A 16,378-nucleotide genomic window follows, 5' to 3' on the forward strand; every position below is an offset into this window, starting at 1 on the left:
GTCTTGACAAAAAGTTTTCAGTCAAGCAGGCTTACATCCAGGCCACGACACAGCTCGTGGCACACCAGGTCCGGGCGCAACGAAGCGTCCCGAGCGAAAGTAGGAGAGCAATGACGCGACTTCTCAAGGTGGGCATCGCCGCCGCTGTGGCGTTCACCCTGACCGCCTGCGGTACGACCGCCGGCACCCCCGAGGAAACCCCCGCCGACGGCGGCACCACCACCCAGGCCGGCGGCAGCGAAGCGCCGGCAGCCGGCGCCACCGAGGAATACGAGCCCGGCGACGTCGTCACCCCCAAGGACGGCAAGAAGCTGAAGATCGGTGCGGCGTTCCCCATCCTCGACCAGTTCCTCCAGACCGTCGCCGACGGCATGCAGGCCCGTGCCGACGAGGCCGGCGTCGAGCTCGTCGTCGTGTCGGCCCAGGAACGCGCCGACGTCCAGTTGAGCCAGATCGAGAACTTCATCAGCCAGGGCATGGACGCCATCATCGTCCTGCCCCAGGACACCGACGCCACCGACCCCATCACGTCGGCCGTGACCGCCGCCGACATCCCGCTGGTCTACGTCAACCGTCGTCCGGCGGCCCTGCCGCCGGAGGTCCCGTACGTGGGCTCGGACTCGCTGATCGCCGGCCACCTCCAGATGGAGGCCCTCGGTGAACTCGCGGGCTGGGAGGGCAACGTGGCCATCCTCCAGGGCGACCCGTCGCAGGAGGCGGCCCAGATGCGCACCCAGGGCTGCAAGGACATCATCGAGGAGCACGAGGGCCTCAACCTCATCCGCGAGCAGGCCGGCAACTGGTACCGCGACCGCGGCCTGGCCATCACCGAGAACTGGATCCAGTCCGGTGACAAGATCGACATCATCTGCTCGAACAACGACGAGATGGCGCTGGGCGCGATCCAGGCCCTCAAGGCCGCGGGGCAGCTCGAGGACGTCCTCATCGGCGGCGTCGACGCGACCAGCGACGCGCTCGTCGCGATGGAGGCCGGCGAACTCGAGGTGACCGTCTTCCAGGACGCCAAGGGCCAGGGCGCCGGCGGCGTGGACACCGCGATCAAGCTCCACAACGGCGACCCCGTGCCGTCGGTCATCGACGTGCCGTACCTCCTCGTGACTCCGGAGAACATCGACGAGTTCAAGTGATCTCGAGATGGTGGGGGACGTCGGCATCGGCGGCCCCCACCTCCATTCCCCCACAAGCCAACGAGGGCAGGACAAGAAATGACCAATGACGTGATCCTCGAGATGGAGGGCATCCGCAAGACGTTCCCGGGTGTCGTCGCACTCGACGACGTGGGCCTGGTGGTACGCCGCGGCACCGTCCATTCCCTGATGGGCGAGAACGGTGCTGGCAAGTCCACCCTGATGAAGGTGCTCATCGGCATGTACCAGCGTGACGCCGGCACCGTGAAGATCGACGGCGAGCCCAAGGAGTTCGGCTCCACCCGCGACGGGCTGGCCAACGGCATCTCCATGATCCACCAGGAACTCTCGCCGGTGCCCGAGATGACGGTCGCGGAGAACATCTGGCTGGGGCGCGAGCCCCGCAACAAGCTGGGCCTGGTGGACCCGAAGCAGATGGTGCGCCAGACGCAGGCGCTGTTCGACGAGTGGGACATCGCGATCCCGCCGACCACGCGCATGAAGAAGCTGACCGTCGCCCGGCAGCAGATGGTGGAGATCGCCAAGGCGATCAGCTACGACGCCCAGATCATCATCATGGACGAGCCCACCTCGGCCATCCCGGAACGTGAGGTCGAGCACCTCCACGGCATGATCAACCGCCTGCGGGCATCCGGCGTCGCGATCATCTACATCACGCACAAGATGGACGAGGTCTTCAAGATCTCCGACGACATCACGGTCTTCCGCGACGGCAAGCACGTCGCGACCAGGGCCGCCTCCGACCTCGACCGCGACCAGCTGATCACGATGATGGTGGGCCGCGAACTGACGAACCTCTTCCCCAAGCTCGACAGCGACGTCGGCGAAGTGGTCCTCGAGGTGCGCAACCTGAACCGCGGCCACCTGGTGCGCGACGTCTCGTTCGAGCTGCGGCGCGGCGAGATCCTCGGCATCGCGGGGCTCATGGGCGCCGGCCGCACCGAGGTGCTGGAGACCATCTTCGGCATCGACCCCGCCGAGAGCGGCGAGATCCTCGTCCACGGCAAGCCGGTACGCATCCGCCAGCCCGAGGACGCCATCCGGGCCAACATCGGCCTCCTCACGGAGGACCGCAAGCTCAACGGCATCATGGGCGTCCTGTCCGTGCGCGACAACATGGCCGTCGCCGCGCTGAAGACCTTCTCCCCCAACGGCTTCATCCAGGTGGGCCGGCTGCAGAAGGCGTGCCAGGAGCAACGCGAGAAGCTGGCGGTGAAGACGCCGTCGCTGAACCAGAAGATCCAGAACCTGTCGGGCGGCAACCAGCAGAAGGCGCTGATCTCGCGCTGGCTGCTGACGCAGCCCGACATCCTCATGATCGACGAACCCACCCGGGGCATCGACGTTGGTGCCAAGAGCGAGATCCACCGCCTCATGTCGCTGCTCGCGCAGCAGGGCAAGGCAGTGATCATGGTCTCGTCCGAGCTGCCCGAGATCCTCGGGATGAGCGATCGAATCCTCGTCATGCACGAGGGCCGTCTCTCCGGCGAACTGAGCCGCGACGAGGCAACCCAAGAATCCATCATGCACCTCGCCACCGGCGGCAACGCAGCCGCCTAGAAAGGACCCTTGAGCATGTCCTCAGAAGTATCCACGTCGAAGCGCACGTTCGACGCCAAGGGATTCCTCAACACGTACGCGATCCTCCTGATCCTCGTCGGATTCGTGACCGTGCTCGCCATCATCACCAGTGGCAGGTTCATGCGTGTCGACAACCTCCTCAACGTCGTCGTCCAGGTGGCGCCCATCGGCATCATCGCGCTGGGCATGATGTTCGCGATCATCACCAAGGGCATCGACCTGTCCGTCGGCGCGATCGTCGGCCTGTCGGCCGTCATCGCCGCGTCGCTGGCGCAGGAGCGCACCGCGGCGCTGCCGTTCTTCGAGAACCTGCCCGCGCTGCCCGTCATCATCCCGATCCTGGTGGGGCTCGTCGTCGGCACCCTGGTGGGCGCCATCACCGGCGGCCTGGTGGCGATCTTCCGGATCCCGCCGTTCATCGCCACCCTCGGCATGATGACCGCGGCGCGCGGCGTCGCGCTCATCTACACCGGCGGGCGCCCGATCTCCCAGTTGGCCCCCGGGTTCAACTGGCTCGGCCAGGGTGACTTCCTCGGCATCCCGATCCCCGTGTACCTGCTCCTGCTGTGCGCAGGCATCATCTGGGTGATCCTGAACCGCACCCGCTTCGGCCGCCACGTCTACGCCATCGGCGGCAACGACCAGGCCGCGCGCGTCTCCGGCATCAACATCGACAAGGCGCAGTTCTACATCTACGCGCTCATCGGCACGCTGTCCGGCCTGGCCGGCCTGATCCTCGCGGCCCGCATCGGCTCGGGCAACCCGCAGCTGGGCACCTCGATCGAGCTGGACGCCATCACGGCCACCGTCATCGGCGGCACGTCGTTCTCCGGCGGCGTCGGCACCGTCTGGGGCGTGATCGTGGGTGCGCTGATCATCGGCGTCATCAACAACGGCCTCGACCTGATGAACGTCTCGCCGTTCATGCAGATGGTGGTCAAGGGCGCGATCATCGTGATCGCGATCATCATCGACGAGCGCAAGAACCGCTGACGTCGACCACGAAGAAGGGCCGCCCCGCGTGGGGCGGCCCTTCTTGGTGCTCCGGTTCAGCGGCCGTTGCGGGCGTTCGCCTCGAGGAGCACCTCGGCGGCGATCTCCAAGCCCTCGACGCGGCCCAGTTCGACGTCCTCGTGCTCGATGTTGAGCCACATGTCGGGATCGATATCCTGCAGCGCCGCGATGAACTCGGCCCAGTAGTCGACGTCGTGGCCCTTGCCGAGCGCCACGAAGTCCCAGGACGAGTCCTTGGGCCACTCGTTGGCCCACTCGTCGCCGCCCAGGTTCGTCCGGTCCTCGTCCTCGCGCAGGCGCCGGAAGCCGTTGTCGAGCACGCCGTTGAGGCGGGCGTGCTCGTGGTTGATCCGGACGTCCTTCGCAGCCGCGTGGTAGACCAGCGGGCCGAGGTCACGCGCCACCGCGATGGGGTCGGCCTGCTGCCAGAACAGGTGCGACGCGTCGAGTTCGACGCCGATGTTCCTCGCGCCGATCAGGTCGACGAGCTTGCGCACGTCGCGTGCGTTGAACACCAGGTTCTGCGGGTGCAGTTCCAGCGCCACCTTCACGCCATGGTTGCCGGCGAGCGCGTCGATCTCGGCCCAGAACGGCGCCGCGACCTCCCACTGGTGGTCGAGCACGTCCAGCGCCGCCGAGTTCCACGCGTTGACGATCCAGTTGGGTCGCGTGGCGCCCGGTTCGCCGCCGGGCAGGCCCGACATGGTCACGACGCGATTCTGGCCCAACGCCTCCGCGGCCCGGATCGACGTGCGGATGTCCTCGGCGTGCTTCTCCCCGATCACGGGGTTGGGGTGCAGCGGGTTGCCGTTGCAGTTGAGGCCGGCCAGCGTGACGCCGGTGCCGTCGAACTGAGCGAGGTAGCGGCGGGCGGCGTCCCGGTCGACGGCGATCTCGGCGATGTCGGGGATGTGCACCGGGGGCAGGAAGCCGCCGGAGTTCACCTCGATCCCCTCCAGGCCGCAGGACGCGATCACGTCGAGCGCGGCGCGGAGCGGACGGTCGTGCAGGATGGCGTTGTAGACACCGAGCTTCACGGCGTCACCTTCTTCCCGTTGAACTCGGCGGAGCGGGCCACGGCCTCGAGGATCTCCATGTTGCGGAGGCCGTCGTCGAACGTGGCGTTGCGGGGCAGCGAGTCCTCCTCGGGGAAGCCCGCCACCTCCTCGAGGAAGGCGCGCGCCTGGTAGGCGAAGCCCTCGTTCTGGCCGAAGCCGACACCTGCGACGTCCATGGGGAGGCCGCCCTGGACGTAGGGGTGGTCGGAGCCCAGGTTCACGGTGCGGTACCCGTTGGTGGCCGGGTGGTCGTCGTGCAGGTACAGCCTGACCTGCGACGGCGTGTCCTGGTGGAAGCTGGCGGCCCCGTTCTCGCAGAACACCTCGAAGTTGAGGCCGTTCGGATACCCGGCCGCCACCCTCGAGACCTCGAGGCTGGCGTCGCAGTCGCGCAGGTGCGCGGTGAACTTGGCGTAGTCGTCGTTCTCGACGCGCGCGGTCTCCTCGGAGACGGCGGCGCGCTCGTGGCCGACGGTGGCTCCCAGCGGGAGCGGGCGCTCGGGGATGACCGTGCTCATCGCGCCACCGGACACGGCCTTGACCGGCCCGCCCAGGAACTCGGCGATGTAGGTCAGGTGGCTGCCGACGTCGGCGAGCGCCCCCGAGCCCATCGGGCCCCTGTAGCGCCACGTCATGGACGCATCGGGCGAGCAGGCGTAGTCGCACCAGTAACGGCCGCTGAAGTGCAGGGGCCGGCCCAGGGTGCCGTCGGCGATCCACCGCTGGATGGCCGCGACGCCGGGGGTGCGCCGGTAGGTCAGCCCGATCCGGGCGACGGTGCTGGCCTCGCGGGCCAGCCGAGCCATCTCGCGACCTGCCTCGAGGGTGTCGCTGAGGGGCTTCTCGCAGAGCACGTGCTTGCCGGCGTCGAGCAGCCCGCGGACGACCTCGAGGTGGAGGCTGTTGGCGATCACGACGCTCACCACGTCGATGTCTGGATCCTCGGCGATGGCGCGCCAGTCGGTGACCGCCTCCTCGTAGCCGTAGCGACGCGCGGTGGCGGCGCCGAGTTCGGCATTGATGTCGGCGATCGCCTTGTACCTCATCGGTGGCAGCGTCGACTGGTACAGGGTCGGCGCCACGCGATACGCGGCCGCATGGGCCTTGCCGGCCATGCCTGCCCCGATGACCGCTACGGAAATGGTCATGGACATCCTCCTTGATGTCGGTGGTGGGATTCTTCAGCACGAGAGCCCGGGCCAGCGGACCGGGCTCTCGCCTCATCTGTGGTGGACCAGCGTCACTCTTCGCGCTTGAACGACATGGTCGCCTCGAAGGTGCGCTCGGAGGGCCAGCGGCTCGTGATCGCCTTCAGGCGCGTGTAGAAGCTGACGCCCTCGGGGCCGTGGATGTGGTGGTCGCCGAGCAGCGAGTCCTTCCAGCCGCCGAACGAGTAGTACGCCACCGGGGTGGGGATCGGCACGTTGATGCCGACCATGCCCGCCTGCACGTCGAGCTCGAAGCGGCGGGCGACGCCACCGTCGTTGGTGAAGACGGCGGCACCGTTGCCGAACGGCGAGGCGTTCACGATGTCGATGGCCTCGTGGTAGCTGTCGGCCGTCACGATCGTCAGCACGGGGCCGAAGATCTCCTGGTGGTAGGCGGGCGCGTCGAGCGGGACGTTCTTGAGGACGGTGGGGCCCACCCAGAAGCCCTCGTCGTAGCCCTCGACGGTGAGGTCGCGGCCGTCGAGGACGACCTCGGCACCGCGCTCCTCGGCGTCGGTGATGAGGCCCTTGATGCGCTCCTGCGCGGCGCGGGTGATGACCGGGCCCATCTGGACGCCCTCGTCGAGCCCGTAGCCCACCTTGATCCTGGCGCCGTTGGCCTTGACCAGTTCGGCGAGCTTGTCCTGGACGCCTCCGACGGCGACGACGACCGGCAGCGCCATGCAGCGCTCTCCCGCGGCACCGAATGCGGCGGCGGCGATGTGCTGCGCGGCGAACTCGAGGTCGGCATCGGGCATCACGATGGCGTGGTTGTTGGCACCGCCGAGCGCCTGGACGCGCTTGCCGGCCAGGGTCGCCTTCTCCTGGATGATGTGCGCGACGGGGGTGGAGCCGACGAACGAGATGGCGTTGATGCCGGGGTGCTCGAGCAGGCCGGTGACGGTCTCGACGTCGCCCGCGACGACGTTGAAGATGCCGTCGGGCAGGCCCGCCTCCTTGTAGAGCCGCGCGATGATCAGCGACGCGGTGGGCGTGGGCGTGGCGGGCTTCAGGATGAACGCGTTGCCGGTGGCGATGGCGATGGGGTGCATCCACATCGGCACCATGACCGGGAAGTTGAAGGGGCACACGCCGGCGACGACGCCGACGGGCTGGCGGATGGTGTGGATGTCGACGCCGGAGGAGATGTCGTAACTGTGGTCGCCCTTGAGCGCGGTGTTGATGCCGCAGGCGAAGTCGAGCGTCTCGCGGCCGCGCTGGATCTCGCCGATCGCGTCGCCGTAGTCCTTGCCGTGCTCGTTGACGATGGCCTTGGCCAGCTCGTCCTGGTTGGCGAGCACGAGCTCACGCATCTTGAACATGATCGCGGTGCGCTTGGCCAGCGACGTCGCGGCCCACTCCTTCTGCGCTGCGCGGGCCACCTCGACGGCGTGGTCGATGTCCTCGCGCGAGGCGGCCAGCAGTTCGCCGGTCACCTTGCCGCTGGCGGGGTTCTCGACCGGGATGCGATGGGTGGGCGAGCCCTCGTACGGAGCACCGCCGATCCAGTGGGTGATGGTCTCAGTCATGGCTCAACCTTCCATTTCGTAGCCACGTCGCTATTTGTTCTAACAATAACATCGGGAACGAACTGGGGCAACACTCAGTGAGCGTTGCCCCAGCGGTTTCATGGACGGACAATCGTCACGCGAGCGCCGAGAGTGCGTCCAGCGAGGCCTTCGCGTTGGCGACCGGGCCGCCGTCGGCCGGGGGCTCCTCGTCGAGCATGATGTCCTGCTCGAGCACGTAGTACCCGTCGAAGCCCGCGTCGTCGAGCAGCTTCACGATGGTGGCGAAGTCGATGTCGCCCTGGCCGATCGGCGTGAACATGCCGGCCTTGATGCCCTCGCTCCAGTTCAGCTCACCGGTGAGCAGCTTGTCGGTGAGGTCCTTGCGGATGTCCTTGGCGTGCACGATGTCGACCCGGCTGGCGTACTTGCGCACCAGGTCGACGACGTCGGCACCGCCGGCGCTGAGGTGGCCGGTGTCGAGGCACAGGCCCACCGTCGAGTTGTCGAGCACGCGCTCCACCTCGTCGAGGTTCTGCACCATGGTGCCCCAGTGGGGGTGGATGCAGGCGGTCACGCCGCGGGCGGCGCACACCTCCGTGATGCGCGACAGGTTGGTGAACAGCGTCTGCCACCCTGCCTCATCGAGCACCGGGCGGTCGTCGTAGCCGTCGCGGCCGGAGTCGGCGGCGAGGATGAGGAAGTCGCCGCCGGCGGCCTCGAAGGCCTCGAGTTCCTTCTCCACCTGCGGGATGGGGTCGAACCCGGGGTCGTGCATGACCGCAAGGAAGAACGAGCCGACGGGCTTGAGGTCGAACTCGCGCACGGCGGCGGCGCGCTCCTCGGCATCGATCGGCAGCCAGCCCTGCGGGCCGAACTCGGTGGCCGTGAGGCCGATCTCCTTCATCTCGGTGAGCACCCGCTCGGGGCTCATCTGGTAGCCCCAGCCGGGGACTTCGCACACGCCCCAGCTGATGGGCGCACCGGCGATCTTCATGGTTTTTTCCTTGTCGTTGGTTGTTCGTTCCCTGAGCCAGCCGCCCCCGGCGGCTGGTCGAAGGGCGGGTGGTCGTCGCGTCAGAGGTAGTGACGCTGCGCCTTCTTCTTCTCGTCGTAGCGGGCGCGGGCCTCCTGCGTCGACGAGATGCGCGACACCTCGGCGATCGGCACGTCCCACCAGCTGCTGCTGGGCGGGTTGGGGCCGATGAGCGCCGTCTCGATGTGGATCATGACGGCGCGGTCCATCGCCTCGGCCTGGCGGTAGGCCTGCCGGAACTCCTCCATCGTGCTGACGCGCAGCACCGTGAGGCCCCAGCTCTCCGCGTTGGCGGCGATGTCGACTGGGAGCAGGTCCCCGTCCTGGTTGTGCGGGACGGAGCCCTTGCGGTAGCGCGTGCCGAAGCGCTGCGAGCCGTGCGACTCCGACAGCGCGCCGATGGAGGCGAAGCCGTGGTTCTGCAGCAGCACGAAGATGACCTTGAGCCCCTCCTGCACGATCGTGGCCAGTTCCATCGGCAGCATCTGGTACGTGCCGTCGCCGACGATGGCCACCACCTCGCTGTCGGGCAGCGCCAACTTCACGCCCATCGCCGCCGGGATCTCGTAGCCCATGCAGCTGAACGCGTATTCCACGTGGTACTGCACCGGCGTCTTCGCGCGCCACAGCGACTGCAGGTCGCCCGGCATCGAACCAGCCGCGTTGATCACGACGTCGTTCTCGCCCATGAGCTCGTTCAGCGCTCCGAAGACCTCGATCTGCGCGGGCTTGGGCTCGTTGCCGACGTGGTAGCACTCGTCGGTGACCCGGGCCCACTCGTCGCGCAGGCGGGTGATCTCGGCGGAGTACGCGTCGTCGACGCGGTACCCCTCGAGCGCCGCACCGAGCGCGACCAGCGCCTCGCGTGCGTCGGCCACGACCATCTCGGCCGCGTGCTTGGCCGCGTCGAACGCGCCGACGTTGATGTTGACGAAGCGCACGTCCGGGTTGCGGAACGCGGTGTGCGACGCGGTGGTGAAGTCGGAGTAGCGGGTGCCGATGCCGATGACGACGTCGGCCTCGCGCGCCAGGGCGTTGGCCGACTCCGCGCCGGTCGAGCCGACGCCACCGACGGCGCACTCGTGGTCGGCGTCGACCGCGCCCTTGCCGGCCTGAGTGTCGGACACGGGGATGCCGGTGGCCGACGCGAACCGGCGCAGCGCTTCGCTGGCCCCGGAGTAGATGGTGCCGCCGCCGGAGACGATCAACGGCCGCTTGGCGCCGCGGATCATCCCCGCTGCCCGCTCGATCGCCGCCGCCTCGGGCGCGGGCCGACGGATGCGCCACACGCGCCTGGCGAAGAACTCCACCGGGAAGTCGTACGCCTCGGCCTGCACGTCCTGCGGCAGCGCGATGGTGACCGCGCCGGTGTCGGCGGGGTCGGTCAGCACGCGCATGGCCTGCATCAGAGAGGGGATGAGCTGCTCGGGGCGCTCGATGCGGTCGAAGAACCGCGACACCGGGCGGAACGCGTCGGTGGCGGCGGTCAGCGGCGAGGTGGGGTCCTCCACCTGTTGCAGCACCGGGTCGGGCGTGCGGGTGGCGAACTGGTCCGAGGGGAACAGCAGCACCGGCAGCCGATTGGTGGTGGCGACGGCGGCACCGGTGACCATGTTGAGCGCTCCGGGGCCGATGGACGAGGTGCACATCCACGTCTGCGTCCGGTTGGTCGACTTCGCGAACGCCGCAGCCGCGTTGACCATGCCCTGCTCGTTGCGGGGCATGATGTAGGGCAGCTCGCCGCCGTCGGGCTCGGGGTCGAGGTCGTTCTGCAGCATCGCCTGGCCCAGGCCGGCCACGTTGCCGTGACCGAAGATGCCGAACGCGCCGGCGATCAGGCGGCGCTCCTGACCGTCGGATTCCGAGAACTGGTTGACGACGAATCGGACGACTGCCTGCCCGACGGTGAGGCGGACGGTGTTGCTCATGCTCGCTCCTGGGGGTTGAGGGGGGTCATGGGGAGACGGGGGTCGACCTCGGATTCCTCCCAGGCCTGGCGGATCCACGTGTAGTGGGGGTCGTCGGTCATCAGCCAGGTGGAGTCCTCCGCGGGACCGGCCATCACGTTGAGGTAGTACAGGTCGTAGCCCGGAGCGGCCACCGACGGGCCGTGGTAGCCGTGGGGCATGACCACGACGTCGCCCGAGTTGACCTCGGTGCACACGTCGATGGGCTTGCCGGGGGAGGGATAGATGCGCTGCAGCGCCATGCCCTTCGAGCCGTCGCGGCCCCGGCGGACCTCGTAGTAGTAGATCTCCTCGAGCAGGCGCTCGTCCTGCGTGTGCTCGTCGTGCTTGTGCGGCGGGTAGCTCGACCAGTTGCCACCCGGGGTGAGCACCTCGCACACCAGCAGGTGCGAGGTCTCCAGCGGGTTGCCGAGCGCGTAGTTGTTGACCTGGCGCGAGCAGTTGCCGGTGCCCCGCAGCGTGGTGATGACCTGCGACGACGGGCAGTACGCCACGGGGAGGTCCTTGGTGGCCTTCGAGCCGGGCAGCGCGAACCGGCCGCCCTGCTCGCTGCGGACGACGGCGGTCCTGCCGCGCGGCACGTAGAGGTAGTCGGTGATCGCGCTCCAGATCTCGGGGCGCCCCTCGAGGCGGTGGGTCTCGCCGTCGACCTCGACGGTGCACGCCCCGCTGAGCGGCAGCACGAGGATCTCCTCGCCACCGGTCTCGACGGCCTGCTCGCCGCCGGCGGGCAGGTTCAGCACGCGGATGGAGCACCACTCCCAGCCGGCGCGCTCGGCCGTGACGTCGGTCTCGAAGTTGCCGTGCGCCGTGTCACCGGCGGGGATGTGGTACTTGGCGTTGTCGTTCACAGAACCTCCACGAGTCGGTCGACCGCGCCGGCCACGTCACCGTCGCGGGGGAAGAGCAGGGCGCGCCCGATGACGAGCCCCTTCACGCCGGGCAGCCGCAGGGACTCGGCCCAGAGGCGCACGGAGTCGTCCATCCGCTCGGGCACCGGGCCGCCGAGCAGCAGCGCAGGCAGCGTCGTGGCCTCGAGGACGCGCTCCATCTCGGCCACGCACGGCAGCTTGAGCCAGGTGCGCGCCGACGTGTTGCCCAGCGCGGAGGCGACGGAGATGGAGCGGATGACCTCGTCGGGCGAGAGGTCGTTGACGAGCCGGCCATCGACGCGTCGGCTGATGAACGGCTCCAGGATGACGGTTCGCTGCAGGGACGCCAGCTCGTCGACGGCGCGCGCGGCCTGCTCGAGCATGCCGGCGGTGGACGCGTCGTTCGGGTCGATGCGCAGCAGCAGCTTGCCGCCGTCGAGGCCGGCGTCCCGGATGCCGCGCGGCGTCCAGGCGGTGACCCGGTCGTCGGCCTCGAAGACCGTGCCGGGGAGGCCGGAGCGGTTCATGGAGCCGAAGACGAGCTTGCCCTCGAGGGCGCCGAGCAATGCCAGTTCCTCCACCAGGTCGGGGGTGCCGAGGAACCCGCCGACGCCCGGGCGGCCCAGGGCGGTGACGCAGCGTTCGACGAGGCTGCGGCGCGAGGCCATGGCGAGGTCGTCGCCGCCCGCGCCGAGTGCGCCGCGGCCGGGGTGGTCGGCGGCGATGACGAGGAGCTTCTCCCCCGCGGCCGGCATCGAGCCGGGCAGGCGCGTGGTCAGGGCCTCGGCCACCGCGTCGGGGCGGGTGAAGCGGAGGTCGGTGATGTCGTCGTAGGTGATCATGCGCCGTCCTCCGGGGTGCGCTGCTGGGCCAGCATGGCCTCGACCTCGGCCTCTCCGGGCATGGCCGGGGAGGTCTCGAGCTTCGAGGCGACGATGGCCCCGGCCGCGGACGCGAAGCGGATGATGCGGGGCAGGTCCCAGCCGCTGAGGAGGCCGTGGCACACGGCACCACCGAAGGCGTCGCCGGCGCCCAGGCCGTTGACCACGTCGATGGCGGAGGCGGGCACGTAGGTGCTCTCGGTGCGCGACTTGGCGAACGTGCCGACGGGCCCCTGCTTGACGACCGCGATCTCGACACCGCGCTCGAGCAGCGCGTCGGCGGCCCGTTCGGGGTCGGTCTCCCCCACGGCGATGCGGCACTCCTCGAGGTTGCCGATTGCGACGTCGGCGTGCTCCAGCAGCGAACCGATGTGCGCCGACGCGGTGACCTCGTCGTCCCAGAAGCGTGCGCGGTAGTCGAGGTCGTAGACCAGCATCCCGCTGCGCTGGGAGCGGGCCAGGGTGCGGTGGGTCTCGCGCGACGGCTCCACCGAGAGGCCGCTGGCGGTGAGCCACGTGATGCGGTAGTCGCCCACGTGCGGTGGGAGGTCGTCGGGGCGAATCTCCAGGTCCGGCGTGGTGGGCTGCCGGTAGAAGTACAGGGGAAAGTTGTCAGGTGGGAAGATCTCGCAGAATGTCACCGGCGTGTTGAACTCCGGGTTGACCACCACGTGCGACGCGTCGACGCCCGACCTCTCCAGTTCGGCACGCACGAAGCGACCGAAGGGGTCGTCGCCGACGCCGGTGAGCGCCGTCACCGTGTGGCCGTAGCGCGCGCAGGCGACGGCGACGTTGGTGGCCGAGCCGCCGAGGAACTTCTGGAAGGTCTGCACGTCCTCGAGGGGGAGGCCCACCTGCAGCGGATACACGTCGACGCTGCAGCGGCCCACCACGAGAATCTCGGGCACGTGCTCGTCATCCACAGTGATGACCTCCTTCGTCGCCGCCCAGTCTGCCCGAGTTGACCACCCCGGTCAACTCTTTGTGCGCACAATATTTACCATCCCACTCCGGCTATGATTGGCAGAACCCCCCGAAGAAGAGCGCGCAGGGCTGCCAAAGTCGGCACACGTCAAGGAGTATGCATGGACGAGACCTACACGCCGGACATCACAATCGACCGCACCTCGGACCGCCCGCTCTACGAGCAGATCGCCGGCCCGATCGAGGCGGCGATCCTGTCCGGCGAACTGGCCGCCGGCGCGCGCATCGAGGACGAGGTGTCCATGGCACAGCGGCTCGACGTGGCGCGGCCCACGGCCAGGCGTGCACTGCAGGAACTCGTGGCCAAGGGCCTGCTCACGCGCAGGCGCGGCGTAGGGACGAGGGTGGCCCCGCCGCACGTGCACCGCCCGATGAAGCTGTCGTCGCTGAACGAGGACCTCGCCGACGCGGGATTCACGCCCACGACGAAGGTGCTGAGCTACCAGGTGCGCGAGGCGACGGCGGACGAGGCGGAGCAGTTGGGGCTGAAGGCCGGCGAGGGCGTGCTCGCGGTCAGCCGGCTCCGCTACGCCGACGACCACCCGCTGGCCATCCTCAACAACCTCATCCCGCTCGACATCGCCCCCACCTGGCAGGAGCTCGGCGATCGCGGCCTCTACCAGTGCCTGCAGCAGCGGGAGGTGCGGATCGCCTCGGCGAGCCAGTCGATCGGCGCGCGCGGGGCCACGGCACAGGAGGCGGAGACGCTGGGCGAGGAGGAGGGCGCGCCGCTGCTGACCATGCATCGCGTGGGCCGCACGGCCGAGGGCCGCGCCGTCGAGCTGGGCAACCACGTGTACCGGCCCAGCCTGTACTCGTTCCAGTTCACGCTCTTCACGTCCTGACCTCAATGTCCTGACAATCGCTTGACTATGGGTAGACATTGCGATTTACTGTGGGGACAAACGGCGCCGTCGCCGCCTCCGTGAAAGCAGGAGCCAGATGACTGACATCTCGTACACCCCCGGACCGCTGCTCGCCGCAGCGAGGAACACGCCCACAGCGCTGTGGAACGACTCCTCAGACCTCGACGAGCTCACCCAGTCCATCGCCTTCGGCGGCGTGGGCGCCACGTGCAACCCCGTGATCGCCTACACCACCATCAAGAAGCACCTCGACGTGTGGAAGCCGCGCATCGAGGCGATCGCCGCCGAGCACCCGACGTGGGGTGAGTCGCAGATCGGGTGGCAGGCCGTCAAGGACATGTCCGTCGAGGCAGCCGCGCTGCTCAAGCCGATCTTCGACGAGCACAACGGCCGCAACGGCCGGCTCTCGGTGCAGACCGACCCCCGCCTCCACCGCGACGCGAAGGCCCTGGCGGACCAGGCCGTCGAGTTCCACGAGATGGCCGACAACATCGTCGTGAAGATCCCCGCCACCAGGACGGGCCTCGAGGCCATCGAGGACGCCACCTACCGTGGCGTCACCATCAACGTGACGGTGTCCTTCTCGGTGCCGCAGGCGGTGCAGGCCGCCGAGGCCATCGAACGTGGCCTGAAGCGGCGCGAGGCCGAGGGGCTGGACGTCTCGCAGATGGGCCCCGTCGTGACCATCATGGTGGGCCGCCTCGACGACTGGCTGAAGGAAGTCGTGGAGCGCGACGGCCTCAGCATCGACCCGGAGGCGCTCGAGTGGGCCGGCGTCGCGTGCATGAAGCGCGCGTACAAGGTGTTCCAGGAGCGCGGTTTCCGTTCGCGCGTGCTGTCGGCGGCGTTCCGCAACGTGAACCACTGGGCCGAGTTCGTGGGCGGTGACGTCGTCGTCTCGCCGCCGTTCAAGTGGCAGCAGACCATCCAGGAATCCGGCCTCGAGGGCGAGCCGCGGATGGACCAGCCCGTGCCGCAGCAGCACCTCGACGCGCTGCTGCAGGTCGAGGACTTCCGCCGCGCCTACGAGGTCGACGGGATGACGGCGGAGGAGTTCCAGGACTTCGGCCCCACCCGCAAGACGCTTCGCCAGTTCCTCGCAGCCGACGCCGACCTCGACGCGCTCGTCCGCGACATCATCGTCCCAGCCCCCTGAGAAGGAACCCATGACAGACAAGACGCTCCGTGTGGCGATCATCGGCGCCGGCCGCATCGGCCGGGTGCACGCCCAGGCCATCGCCTCGCACCCGAGGGCCCAGCTGGTGCTGGTCTCGGACCCGTTCGGCACCGCCGCCGAGGACCTGGCCGCCGCGCACGGCGCCCGCGCGGTGAAGGATGCCGCAGACGTGTTCGCCGACCCCGAGGTCGACGCCGTGATCATCGGCTCCCCCACCCCGCTGCACGCCGAGCAGGTGCTCGCCGCTGCCCGCGCGGGCAAGGCGGTGCTGTGTGAGAAGCCCGTCGCCTCGTCGGTGGCGGAGGCCCGCGAGCTCGAGTCCGAGCTGGCCGGGTTCGAACACAAGCCGGTCATGGTGGGCTTCCAGCGGCGCTACGACCCGTCGATCAAGAAGGCCCGCGACCTGGTGGCGGCCGGCGAGATCGGGCGCGTGGAGCAGATGACCATCCAGTCGCGCGACCCAGCCGCTCCCCCGGCGAGCTACATCGCGTCGTCGGGCGGCATCTTCAAGGACTGCACCATCCACGACTTCGACCAGGCCCGCTTCTTCATGGGCGACATCGCGGAGGTCACCGCCTTCGGGCAGAACAACATCCCCCAACTGGCCGAGACCGGCGACTTCGACGGCGCGGTCGTGGTGCTGCGCAGCGTCGATGGGGCCGTGGCGTCGATCACGAACAACCGCCACTGCGCCGCCGGCTACGACCAGCGCATGGAGGTCCACGGCGAGGACGGCTCGCTGTTCGTCGACAACCTGCGCCCCACGTCGGTGACGGTGAACAAGAAGGACTTCAGCGCGGCACAGGACCCGTACCTCGACTACTTCCTCGAGCGCTACGCCGACGCCTACCGCGACGAGCTGACGTCGTTCATCGACGCGATCAACGACGGCGGCGAGGTGTCGCCGACGGTGGCCGACGGCATCGAGGCCCTCGTGCTGGCCGAGGCAGCCGAGGAGTCGGCCCGCAGCGGCCGCCCCGTGCGCGTTTCCTGAGCCGCGAGTCCTACGAGCGGTCGAAGGACCCGCCGTTTCCTGAGCCGCGAGTCCTACGAGCGG

General features: G+C 69.0%; 14 protein-coding genes. 6 read left to right on the top strand and 8 right to left on the bottom strand.

The features are described 5' to 3' along the window. Positions 1-110 precede the first annotated feature (110 nt). The 3 genes from ABEA30_RS09905 (at position 111) to ABEA30_RS09915 (ending at position 3,743) form a co-directional block, all read left to right on the top strand. Positions 111-1,148: a sugar ABC transporter substrate-binding protein gene (locus tag ABEA30_RS09905; protein ID WP_345582357.1), complete on the top strand. Its 1,038-nt coding sequence runs from the start codon at positions 111-113 to the stop codon at positions 1,146-1,148. A gap of 78 nt (positions 1,149-1,226) precedes the next feature. Then, positions 1,227-2,729 (top strand): sugar ABC transporter ATP-binding protein, encoded by a 1,503-nt coding sequence (locus tag ABEA30_RS09910; RefSeq protein WP_345582359.1) that lies wholly within the window; start codon positions 1,227-1,229, stop codon positions 2,727-2,729. A gap of 15 nt (positions 2,730-2,744) precedes the next feature. Next, positions 2,745-3,743: an ABC transporter permease gene (locus tag ABEA30_RS09915; RefSeq protein WP_345582361.1), complete on the top strand. Its 999-nt coding sequence runs from the start codon at positions 2,745-2,747 to the stop codon at positions 3,741-3,743. A gap of 56 nt (positions 3,744-3,799) precedes the next feature. On the opposite strand, the gene ABEA30_RS09920 is transcribed toward ABEA30_RS09915, so the two are convergent. The 8 genes from ABEA30_RS09920 to iolC all read right to left on the bottom strand — a co-directional run bounded on the left by ABEA30_RS09920 (position 3,800) and on the right by iolC (position 13,217). Beyond that, entirely contained in the window at positions 3,800-4,801 is a 1,002-nt protein-coding gene (locus ABEA30_RS09920; RefSeq protein ID WP_345582363.1) for a sugar phosphate isomerase/epimerase family protein, read from the bottom strand. Then, on the bottom strand, positions 4,798-5,970 hold the full coding sequence (locus tag ABEA30_RS09925) for a Gfo/Idh/MocA family protein (protein WP_345582365.1): 1,173 nt from the start codon (positions 5,968-5,970) through the stop codon (positions 4,798-4,800). Before ABEA30_RS09925 ends, ABEA30_RS09920 begins: the two co-directional genes overlap by 4 nt. A 92-nt stretch (positions 5,971-6,062) precedes the next feature. Then, positions 6,063-7,559, bottom strand: coding sequence for a CoA-acylating methylmalonate-semialdehyde dehydrogenase (locus ABEA30_RS09930; protein WP_345582367.1), 1,497 nt, complete (start codon positions 7,557-7,559; stop codon positions 6,063-6,065). 115 nt (positions 7,560-7,674) lie between these two features. Continuing rightward, positions 7,675-8,535 carry a sugar phosphate isomerase/epimerase family protein gene (locus tag ABEA30_RS09935; RefSeq protein WP_345582369.1) on the bottom strand — a complete coding sequence of 287 codons (861 nt, stop codon included), beginning with the start codon at positions 8,533-8,535 and terminating at the stop codon, positions 7,675-7,677. Between the two features lie 80 nt (positions 8,536-8,615). Then, positions 8,616-10,502, bottom strand: coding sequence for a 3D-(3,5/4)-trihydroxycyclohexane-1,2-dione acylhydrolase (decyclizing) (gene iolD, locus ABEA30_RS09940; RefSeq protein ID WP_345582371.1), 1,887 nt, complete (start codon positions 10,500-10,502; stop codon positions 8,616-8,618). Beyond that, positions 10,499-11,392, bottom strand: coding sequence for a 5-deoxy-glucuronate isomerase (gene iolB, locus ABEA30_RS09945; RefSeq protein ID WP_345582373.1), 894 nt, complete (start codon positions 11,390-11,392; stop codon positions 10,499-10,501). The genes iolD and iolB overlap by 4 nt, the downstream gene beginning before the upstream one ends. Next, positions 11,389-12,255, bottom strand: a complete 867-nt coding sequence (locus ABEA30_RS09950; RefSeq protein ID WP_345582375.1) for a Cgl0159 family (beta/alpha)8-fold protein — start codon at positions 12,253-12,255, stop codon at positions 11,389-11,391. The genes iolB and ABEA30_RS09950 overlap by 4 nt, the downstream gene beginning before the upstream one ends. After that, the gene (gene iolC, locus ABEA30_RS09955; protein WP_345582377.1) at positions 12,252-13,217 is read right to left on the bottom strand and encodes a 5-dehydro-2-deoxygluconokinase; all 966 of its coding nucleotides are present in this window, start codon (positions 13,215-13,217) and stop codon (positions 12,252-12,254) included. Before iolC ends, ABEA30_RS09950 begins: the two co-directional genes overlap by 4 nt. 162 nt (positions 13,218-13,379) lie before the next feature. Here iolC and ABEA30_RS09960 point away from each other — a divergent pair, with 162 nt between their 5' ends. From ABEA30_RS09960 to iolG, 3 genes are all read left to right on the top strand, one after another. Next, complete coding sequence (locus ABEA30_RS09960) at positions 13,380-14,123, top strand: GntR family transcriptional regulator (protein WP_345582379.1); 744 nt, start codon at positions 13,380-13,382, stop codon at positions 14,121-14,123. A gap of 97 nt (positions 14,124-14,220) precedes the next feature. Next, a complete protein-coding gene (locus ABEA30_RS09965) occupies positions 14,221-15,300 on the top strand; it encodes a transaldolase family protein (RefSeq protein WP_345582381.1) in 1,080 nt (359 codons plus the stop codon). 10 nt (positions 15,301-15,310) lie between these two features. Continuing rightward, positions 15,311-16,315, top strand: coding sequence for an inositol 2-dehydrogenase (gene iolG / locus ABEA30_RS09970; protein WP_345582383.1), 1,005 nt, complete (start codon positions 15,311-15,313; stop codon positions 16,313-16,315). The last annotated feature ends 63 nt before the right edge of the window (positions 16,316-16,378 follow it).

This window comes from Tessaracoccus lubricantis (genome assembly GCF_039544535.1).
Taxonomy (GTDB): Bacteria; Actinomycetota; Actinomycetes; order Propionibacteriales; family Propionibacteriaceae; genus Arachnia; species Arachnia lubricantis.